General features: G+C 62.3%; 7 protein-coding genes. 5 read left to right on the forward strand and 2 right to left on the reverse strand.

The window, feature by feature from the left end:
• Position 1: 1 nt before the first annotated feature.
• Positions 2-1,093, forward strand: a complete 1,092-nt coding sequence (locus JWR51_RS03660) for a DUF1513 domain-containing protein (protein WP_299743787.1) — start codon at positions 2-4, stop codon at positions 1,091-1,093.
• A 123-nt stretch (positions 1,094-1,216) separates the two neighbouring features.
• Here JWR51_RS03660 and JWR51_RS03665 read toward each other — a convergent pair whose 3' ends face one another.
• Positions 1,217-2,239 (reverse strand): substrate-binding domain-containing protein, encoded by a 1,023-nt coding sequence (locus JWR51_RS03665; RefSeq protein ID WP_299743790.1) that lies wholly within the window; start codon positions 2,237-2,239, stop codon positions 1,217-1,219.
• A gap of 498 nt (positions 2,240-2,737) precedes the next feature.
• Here JWR51_RS03665 and JWR51_RS03670 point away from each other — a divergent pair, with 498 nt between their 5' ends.
• The 4 genes from JWR51_RS03670 to ugpC all read left to right on the forward strand — a co-directional run bounded on the left by JWR51_RS03670 (position 2,738) and on the right by ugpC (position 6,952).
• On the forward strand, positions 2,738-4,003 hold the full coding sequence (locus JWR51_RS03670; protein ID WP_299743793.1) for an ABC transporter substrate-binding protein: 1,266 nt from the start codon (positions 2,738-2,740) through the stop codon (positions 4,001-4,003).
• A gap of 97 nt (positions 4,004-4,100) precedes the next feature.
• Positions 4,101-5,081 (forward strand): sugar ABC transporter permease, encoded by a 981-nt coding sequence (locus tag JWR51_RS03675; RefSeq protein WP_299743795.1) that lies wholly within the window; start codon positions 4,101-4,103, stop codon positions 5,079-5,081.
• Complete coding sequence (locus JWR51_RS03680) at positions 5,081-5,926, forward strand: carbohydrate ABC transporter permease (RefSeq protein ID WP_299743798.1); 846 nt, start codon at positions 5,081-5,083, stop codon at positions 5,924-5,926. Before JWR51_RS03675 ends, JWR51_RS03680 begins: the two co-directional genes overlap by 1 nt.
• Before the next feature lie 12 nt (positions 5,927-5,938).
• Positions 5,939-6,952: a sn-glycerol-3-phosphate ABC transporter ATP-binding protein UgpC gene (gene ugpC, locus JWR51_RS03685; protein ID WP_299743801.1), complete on the forward strand. Its 1,014-nt coding sequence runs from the start codon at positions 5,939-5,941 to the stop codon at positions 6,950-6,952.
• A gap of 4 nt (positions 6,953-6,956) precedes the next feature.
• Here the strand turns inward: ugpC and JWR51_RS03690 are convergent.
• Positions 6,957-9,398 (reverse strand): efflux RND transporter permease subunit (locus JWR51_RS03690; RefSeq protein ID WP_299743803.1); only part of this gene is annotated, 2,442 nt, incomplete at its 5' end.

The raw sequence follows: 9,398 nt of genomic DNA on the forward strand, positions 1-9,398 counted from the left end.
CATGTGGCAACGGCGGGCATTCCTGAAAGCGGCCGGCGTCGGCTTCGCGGCAAGCCTCATGCCGCAACAGCTTATGGCGCTGGAGCGGAACGAGCTGGTCTTCGCCTCCTCGGTGCAGACCAAGGCCGGCGGCTATGGCGCCGTGCTGATGGGCGAACGTGGCGATGTCATCACCACGCTGGCGCTGCCGGATCGTGGCCATGACATCACCGTCAGCTTTGAAGCGGGCAGGGGCGTGGTGTTCGCCCGCCAGCCGGGTACGTTTGCCGTCGTATTCGATCCCGCCGGCAAAGAAGCCCCGATCACCCTGACCAGTCCCGAGGGCCGCCATTTCTACGGTCACGGCGTGTTCTCGCCCGATGGCAAATTGCTCTACGCCACCGAAAGCGATTTCGAAGCCGCCAAGGGCGTCATCGGCGTCTATGACACCGTCGGCGGCTACCAGCGCATCTCCGAATTTCCCACCTATGGCACCGGCCCGCACGAATTGCTGCTGATGCCCGATGGCAAGACGCTGGTTATCGCCAATGGCGGCATCGAGACCCACCCCGATTACGGCCGCACCGAGCTTAACCTCGATACCATGGACCCTTCCGTGGCTTTCGTGGACCGCACGACCGGCGAACTCATCGGCCAATTGCGGCTCGATGCCGGCCTGCACCAGCTCTCCATCCGCCACATGGCCATCGATGCGCGCAGCCGCGTCTGGTTCGGCTGCCAGTTCCGCGGCAGCGCCAGCGCCAGCCCGCAATTGGTCGGCTACGCCACCATGGACGGCGAAATCAAGCTGATCGAACTTCCCTCCGATACGCTGCTTGATCTGCGCAACTATGTCGGCTCCGTCGCCGCCTCGGCCGATGGCACCACCATCGCCGTATCGTCCCCGGAAGGCGACCTGCTGGTTGCCATCGACGCCGAAGGCAAGCGCCCGGTGCTGGTCGAAACCCTGCGCAATGGCTGTGGCCTGGCGCCCGATGGCACCGGCTTCGTCGCCAGCAGCGGCGAAGGCGAGTTGATCGGCATTGCCGGCTCGGGCGAAGCCCGCCGACAGTTCGATTTCATGTTCGACAATCACATGTTGCGGGTAGGGTAGGCCCCCTCATCCGTCGCTGAGTTTCCCCTTATCCCACGAGGGGAAACTCTGCGGGCGCTTTACACTCGGTGCCACCCCTCTCCCCTCGTGTGAGAGGGTGCCCGAAGGGCGGGTAAGGGGGGCCTACTTCTCCGCCATCACCGGTCCCGAACTCTCGCGCAACACCAGTTCCACCGGCCATAGTTCGTGGATATCCGCGACCGGCTTGCCCGACAAAATCTGCAGGATCAGCTCGGCGATCCGCACCCCGGCGGTTCGGATGGACGACCGCGTCGTCGACATGGTCGGATACATGTTGTCGGCATTGAGATACGGGAACACGTCGTCATGGGCGATCATGGAGACCTCTTGCCCCAGCGTCAGCCCGGCCTGCCGGATGGCGCGGAATACCCCCAGGGCGGTCATCATTGAGCCGGCCAGGAAGGCCGTAGGCCGCGGTCGTAGTTCGAGCATGGCCTGGGCCAGGCGGAACGCGACTTCGTCGGTGAAGGTGGAATTGCCCATCAGCGCGGGGTCAAAAGACACCCCACGGGCCGACAGGGCGGCCAGATAGCCTAGTTGGCGGTGCTCCGCGAAGGTCTGTCCCTTCATGCCATTGAGCAGGGCGATGCGCCGGTGCCCAAGATCGAGCAGATGCGAGGTGGCGCGTTCGATGGCGCCGGTATTGTCGATATCGAGCCAAGCCAGCGGCCGGGCGGCATTGGTGCGGCCGTGCAGCACGAAGGGCAGGCCCAGATCCATCAACAGTTCGGCGCGCTGATCGTTGAGCTTGGGCGATTGCAGGATGACCGCATCGACGCGCTGGCTGGCGGCGAAGCGGCGATAGGCGGCGATTTCGTCCTGGTAAGTCTCGACCGTCGAGACCAGGATATCGATCTCCTCGGCCGCCAGCCTCTCCCCGACGCCGCCAAGGAATTCGCTGGAATGCGGGCCGAATTCGGTCGAGGCTCGCAGCACCATGCCGATGGCCCCGGCGCGGCCGGTGGCCAGGCGCAAGGCGCTGGCATTGGGGCGGTAGCCCAGCCTCGCAGCGGTCTCGGCAACGCGCAGGCGTGTTGCCTCATTGACCTCGGGATAGCCGTTCAGAGCGCGGCTTACCGTGGTTTGCGACAGGCCCAGATGTTCAGCGAGATCTTTCAGCCGCATTGATTGAAACTGCCCCGGGCCATCATTGAACAGTCGCGCAATGCCGGTAAAACCGGGCGATTTGGACTGTCTGAAACTTGCCTTAGGGGCACGCGTCCGCTTTGAACAGCGGTTTCGCGCATCTCCTCCTGGGATCATTCAAAGCGATTTCAAATTTTTGCGCAAGCCCGGATTTTGGCGTGGTTTTCGTGAGGTACGTTCCTCACCCTGGATTCCGGCAGCAAGCCGAACGTTAGGATTTGCTCCTCTACAAGCCATTGTAAATAAAAGATAAATTCTGAAAGTCTTAAATTGTCCTGAGAATCTGTGTCACCGCCGCTTGACAGAAATTGTGCGCTCTGGTTGTTTTCTCCCCAAAGCGCTTTGGGAACTCGAGTGATTTCAGTCACCGATCCGGGGCGCTTTTTGGGGGAGGACTTGCGAAACCTGGTTGGCGCCCATGCGCGGCAGCCGGTTTGGGCGCTCTCCCTGACTGTTGGTTCATTCGGGAGGATATCTATGAAAATCAATAAGTTGCTAGCCGGTCTGCTCGCCAGCGTCACGCTGATTGCCAGCGTTGCCCAGGCAGCCGAGCTGGCCGTCGTGTCCGGCGATACCGGCAATGGCCTGGCGTTCCTGCAGGAACAGCTCAAGAAGTTCGAGGCTGATACCGGCAACACCGTCACCATCGTGCCGATGCCATCCTCGACCACTGACCAGTTCGGCCAGTACAAGCTGTGGCTCGCTGCCGGCAATGCCGATATCGACGTCTACACCACCGACGTGATCTGGGCTCCCCAGCTCGCCGACCAGTTCCTGGACCTGACCGATGCCGCCAAGGGCGTCGTGGCCGACCATTTCCCCTCGATCATCGAATCCCAGACCGTGAACGGCAAGCTCGTCGCCATCCCGGCCTATACCGATGCGCCCGCCCTGTTCTACCGCAAGGATCTGCTGGAAAAGTACAGCAAGGAAGTGCCGAAGACCTGGGCTGAGCTCAAGGCAACTGCCCAGGAAATCCAGGACGGCGAACGCGCCTCCAACCCGGATATCTATGGCTTCGTGTTCCAGGGCAACGCCTATGAAGGCCTGACCTGCAACGCCCTGGAATGGGTGAAGTCCTATGGCGGCGGCCAGATCGTGGAAGCCGATGGCACCATCTCGATCAACAACCCGCAGGCTATTGCCGCTCTCGAAGAGATCAAGAGCTTCGTCGGCACCATCTCTCCTGAAGGCAACCTGGCCTATATGGAAGAAGAAAGCCGTGGCGTCTGGCAGCTCGGAAATGCCGTGTTCATGCGCAACTGGCCTTATGCCTATGCGCTGGGCAATGGCGATGACTCGGCCATCAAGGGCAAGTTCGACGTGGCTCCCCTGCCGGCTGGCGAAGGCGCCGATGCGCGCTCGGCAGCAACGCTGGGCGGCTGGAACTATGCCGTGTCCAAGTATTCCAAGTCGCCCGACGAGGCGATCAAGCTGGCGCTCTTCCTGAGCTCCACTGAAGTGCAGAAGAACCGCGCCATCCAGCAGACCAACCTGCCCACGATCGCATCGCTCTATGACGATGCCGACGTGCTCAAGGCCGCGCCGTTCATGGCCGCCTGGAAGGAAATCTTCCAGAATGCCGTGCCGCGTCCTTCGGCTCCCACCAAGGCCAACTACAACGAAGTGTCGTCCAAGTTCTGGAGCGCCGTGCACAACACCCTCGCTGGTGACGGCACCGCGGCTGAAAACCTGGAACTGCTCGAAGCCGATCTGAACGACCTCAAGGGCTCCGGCTGGTAAGCGTCCTCCAACCAAGCCACGCGAAGCGGGCGGCAGGGCTTTCCCCGCCGTCCGCTTTGCGCAAAGATAAGCTTAAAACTGGGGAGGAGACTGAACGATGGCGACGGACACTCTAGCGCCGCCGATGGCAATGCCCGGCGTAAGAATCAAATCGGAACTGATGCAGCAGCGCGTACGCGCCGCCCGTTGGTTCCTCCTGCCCATGCTGATCGCATTGGCGGTGGTGGCGGGCTGGCCATTGCTGCGTTCGATCTACTTCTCATTCACCGATGCCTCGCTGAACAACCTGTATGGCGCCGAATGGGTCGGTTTTAACAATTACCTGCGCTGGACCACGCTCGACAGCGGCAAGACCGTCTATCGCGGTCTGCTGGTCGATCCGAAGTGGTGGGGTGCCGTCGGCAATACCCTGCGGTTCGCCGCCTATTCGGTCACCTTCGAAGCTATCTTCGGCATGATCGTCGCGCTGGTGCTGAACGCCGAATTCAAGGGCCGCGGCATCGTCCGCGCCGCCATCCTGATCCCCTGGGCAATTCCGACCATCGTCTCGGCCAAGATGTGGAGCTGGATGCTCAACGACCAGTTCGGCATTCTCAACGACTTGGGCATGCGCCTGGGCTTGCTGAGCCAGAAAGTCGCCTGGACCGCCAATTCCGATACCGCCATGACGGCGGTGCTGATCGTGGATATCTGGAAGACCACGCCGTTCATGGCGCTGCTGATCCTGGCCGGCCTGCAGATGATCCCTAAGGATATCTATGAGGCCGCCGAGATCGATGGCGTGCATCCGGTCAAGCAGTTCTTCCGCATCACGCTGCCCTTGGTGCGGCCTGCTCTCATGGTGGCGATTATCTTCCGCCTGCTCGATGCGCTGCGTATTTTCGACCTGATCTATGTGCTGACGCCCAACAGCGACTCCACCAAGACCATGTCCGTGCTGGCGCGCGAGAACCTGTTCGATTTCGACAAGTTCGCCTACGGCTCGGCGATGTCGACCCTGTTGTTCCTGATCATCGCCATCCTGACCATTCTCTATATCTGGCTCGGCAAAGTTCGCTTCGACGGGGGAGATCGCTGATGGTCGGCACATTCAATCTGTGGGGCGCCACCAAGACGACCCTGTTCTACCTGCTGGTCATCTTCATCGTCGTGGAGTCGGTATTTCCGTTCTACTACGCGATCCTCACCAGCTTCAAAACCGGCACCGACCTGTTCCGCGTCAGCTATTGGCCGGACTCGTTTAGCTGGGGCAATTATGCGGCGGTGCTGAATACCGGCAGCTTCCCGCGTAACCTGCTCAACTCGGTGTTCATCTCGGCCACCACGGTGCTGCTGGCGCTGTTCCTGGCCATCACCGCCTCGTTCGCCCTCAGCCGCGTGCGGTTCCGTGGTCGCGGCCTGTTGCTGATGACGATCCTGGCCGTCTCGATGTTCCCGCAGATTGCGGTGCTGGCCGGCCTGTTCGAAGTCATCCGCTCGCTGGGTATCTACAACACCCCCTGGGCGCTGATCTTCAGCTACACGATCTTCACGCTGCCGTTCACCGTGTGGGTGTTGACCACCTTCATGCGCGACTTGCCGCTCGAGATCGAGGAAGCCGCCATCGTCGACGGGGCGACGCCCTGGGTCATCATCACCCGCGTATTCATGCCGCTGATGTGGCCGGCGCTGGTGACGACGGGCCTCTTGGCTTTCATCGGGGCCTGGAACGAGTTCCTGTTCGCGCTGACCTTCACCTCGTCGAACGACACGCGCACCGTGCCGGTGGCCATCGCGCTGCTCTCGGGCGGCTCGAGCCACGAAATTCCGTGGGGCGCCATCATGGCGGCCTCCGTCATCGTCACCGTGCCCCTGGTGGTATTGGTGCTGATCTTCCAGCGCAAAATTGTTTCCGGCCTGACCGCCGGCGGCGTCAAGGGTTAGGGAAACACCACAATGGCAAATATTCAACTCCGCAACGTCCGCAAGGCCTTCGGCGCCGTCGAAGTCATCAAGGGCATCGATCTCGATATCCAGTCCGGCGAATTCATGGTGTTCGTCGGCCCGTCGGGTTGTGGCAAATCCACGCTGCTGCGCCTCGTGGCGGGCCTCGAAGACATCACCTCGGGCGAATTGTCGTTCGACGGCAAGATCGTCAATGGCCTGGCCCCGTCCAAGCGCGGCATCGCCATGGTGTTCCAGTCCTATGCGCTCTATCCGCACATGACGGTCTACGCCAACATGGCCTTCGGCATGCAGCTGCAGGGCGGCGGCAAGGAAGAGATCAAGAAGCGCGTCGAAGCGGCGGCCGAACTGCTGCAGATCACGCCTTATCTCGCCCGGTTGCCCAAGCAGCTCTCCGGCGGCCAGCGCCAGCGCGTCGCCATCGGCCGCGCCATCGTGCGCGATCCGAAAGTGTTCCTGTTCGACGAGCCGCTCTCCAACCTCGATGCTGCGCTGCGCGTTGCCACCCGGCTCGAGATCGCAAAACTCCATCACGACATGCACAACGTCACCATGGTCTATGTGACGCACGATCAGGTCGAAGCGATGACGCTCGCCGATCGCATCTGCGTGCTGCGCGATGGGCTGGTCGAGCAGGTCGGCACGCCGCTGGAACTTTACGAAAACCCGCAATCGCTGTTCGTCGCCGGTTTCATCGGCTCGCCGAAGATGAACTTCCTTACCGGCAAGTTCGCCGAACCCTTCAAGGCCAAGACTATCGGCGCCCGTTCCGAGCACCTCGAGGTCAAGAGCAATGGCTCAGGCCTCTGGAAGGGGGAGGTGATCCACTCGGAAAACCTCGGCTCGGACAGCTATATCTATGTCAATGTCGGCTCCGATGAGCCGCTGATCGTGCGCGAGAACGGCACCGCCCTGCACCAGGCCGGCGACGTCTTGAGCGTTGGCCTCATCGAAGGCGAAAAGCTGCACAAATTCGACGCCGTCGGCAAGCCGTTCGACGCGTAAAATCCTATTCCGCCGCCAGCCTATCCGGCTCGGCGGCAGGCGGCAGGTGGCTGACCGTCGCGTGGCCGGCATAGATGTGGCTGGCTTCCGTCAGCTCACGATGCAGCCGCGCCTCTTCTTCGGCCTTGGGCTTCGAGAAGCGGGCCAGCCCCAGATAGGCGATCGGGGTGAGGTAGAGCGTCGAGATCGCCGCAAAGCCCAGGCCCCCGACCATGATATAGCCCAGCGCCTGCCGCGCCTCGGCGCCGGCCCCATGCGCGATCACCAGCGGCACGCCGCCCAGAACCGTCGCGATCATCGTCATCATCACCGGCCGCAGCCGGATATTGGAGGCCTGCTCGATGGCATCGCGCACGCTCAGCCCCTGGTCGCGCAACTGGTTCGCGAATTCGACGATCAGGATGCCGTTCTTGGCCATGATGCCGACCACGAGGATCAGCCCGATCTGGCTATAGACGTTCAGGCTCCCTCCGGTGAGGCGCAGCGCAAAGATCGCGCAGGCGAGGCCAAACGGCACCGTCGCCATCACGATAACGGCGCTCCAGACGCTCTCGAACTGCGCCGCCAGCACCAATAGGATCACCACCAGTGCAAAGCCGAAGGTGACGGCGAGACCGTTATTGGATTCGCCGATGGTCTTGGCTTCGGCGAGCGGCAGGATGGCAGCGCCCGCCGGCAGCAATGGCTTCGCCATGGCATATGCCATGGTGTAGGCATCGCCCAGCGCCAGGCTGTCGCTGAGCGCGGCGGTGATCGACACGGCCCGGCGTTGCTGCTCGCGGCCGAGCGAGGGCGAAATCGGTCCCTCGTTGATCGAAACGATGGTCGACATCGGGACGAAGCGCCCGTCTGAAGTCTTGACGAAGATGCTTTCGAGATCGTGCGGATCGTTCACCGGGTTACTGGTCGAAAGGATGTTCACCGGATAGCTCGAATCCTGGATGAACACCGTTGCGACCTTGGTGCCGTCGATCATCGCCTGCATGGTGGTGCCGAGGCCGTTGATGTCGATGCCCAACTGCGCCGCCTTGTCGCGATCGATGGTGAGCGTCAGCTGGGGCTGCGAGGTATCGTAGTTGACGGTGACCCGGCCAAAGCGCGGGTCCTTCTGCATCTCGGTGCTGATCTTGTTGGCGGCATCGGCAAGCGTTACGTAGTTGTCGCCGACAACGGCAAACTGCAGGCCCGCGCCGCCGCCGCGAATGCCAAGGCTGTTCGGCTGGTTCACCTGCGCCCTGACGCCGGGCACGCGCTGCACGATCTGCGTCACATCGGCCGCGATCGCCTGCTGGCTGCGCAGGCGCTTGTCCCACGGCGCCAGTGTCAGCGTCAAAAACCCGTTGCTGGTGTTGCTGCCAAAGCCCGAGATCGAAAAGATCGACTGGACTTCGCCGGAGGCGCGCAGCGGTTGCAGCATGTCCTCGATCTTTTGCATCTGCGTACGGGTGAAATCGAGGCTGACCGTCGCCGGCGCCGATATGCGCAGGCTGATCTGCGCCCGGTCCTCGGTCGGCGTCAGTTCCTGCCGCAGCGTGCCGAAAACCAGATACGCCGCGCCCGCGAACAGCAGCGCCACCAGCAGGATCACCATCGGCATATTGAGGCACCAGCGCAGGGTGACCCGATAAATATCGGCCAGAACGCCGCCGAAGCGCTGGATCAGATTGGGCTTGCGCTTCTTGCCGCCAACCATTTCGTCGTGGCTCTTGAGCATGCGCGAGGCGAGCATCGGCCCCAGCGTCAGCGCCACCACTGCCGAGAGACCCACTGACATGGCAAGGGTAAAGCCGAACTCGCGGAACAGCCGCCCGGTCTGCCCGGGCAGGAACGATAGCGGAATGAACACCGCAGCCAGCGCTGCCGTGGTTGCGACCACGGCGAAGAACACTTCCTTGGTGCCCAGCACGGCGGCAGCCCGCGGTCCGGCGCCCATGGCGCGTCGCCGCACGATGTTTTCCAGCACAACGATGGAATCGTCCACCACAAGACCTGTCGCCAGCACCAGCGCCAGAAGGGTCAGGATATTGAGCGAGAAGCCGGCGAGATAGATGCCGGCAATGGTGCCGATCAGGGCGATCGGCATCGACAGGGCCGGCACGACAATGGCCCGCCAGTCGAGCAGGAACAGGTAGATGATGCCGATGACGATGGCCACGGCGATGATCAGGGCGACCTCCACCTCGTGCACGGCGCCTTCGATGAACACGGAATCGTCGCTGGAAACGTTGACGTTGACCCCGGCCGGCAGCGTGGTCTTGAAGCTGTCGACAACCTTGTGCACGCCCTCGGAAATCTGGATGGAATTGGACTGCGCCTGGCGCACGATGCCCAGGCCAATGCCGGTCTTGCCATTGGCGTGCAGGCCGCTGGCGCTGGACTTTGGTGCGAACACCACGCCGGCCACATCACCCAGCCGCACGCGGCCATTGATGATGATATCCTCGAA

The organism is Devosia sp., from assembly GCF_028290625.1.
Classification (GTDB): Bacteria; Pseudomonadota; Alphaproteobacteria; order Rhizobiales; family Devosiaceae; genus Devosia.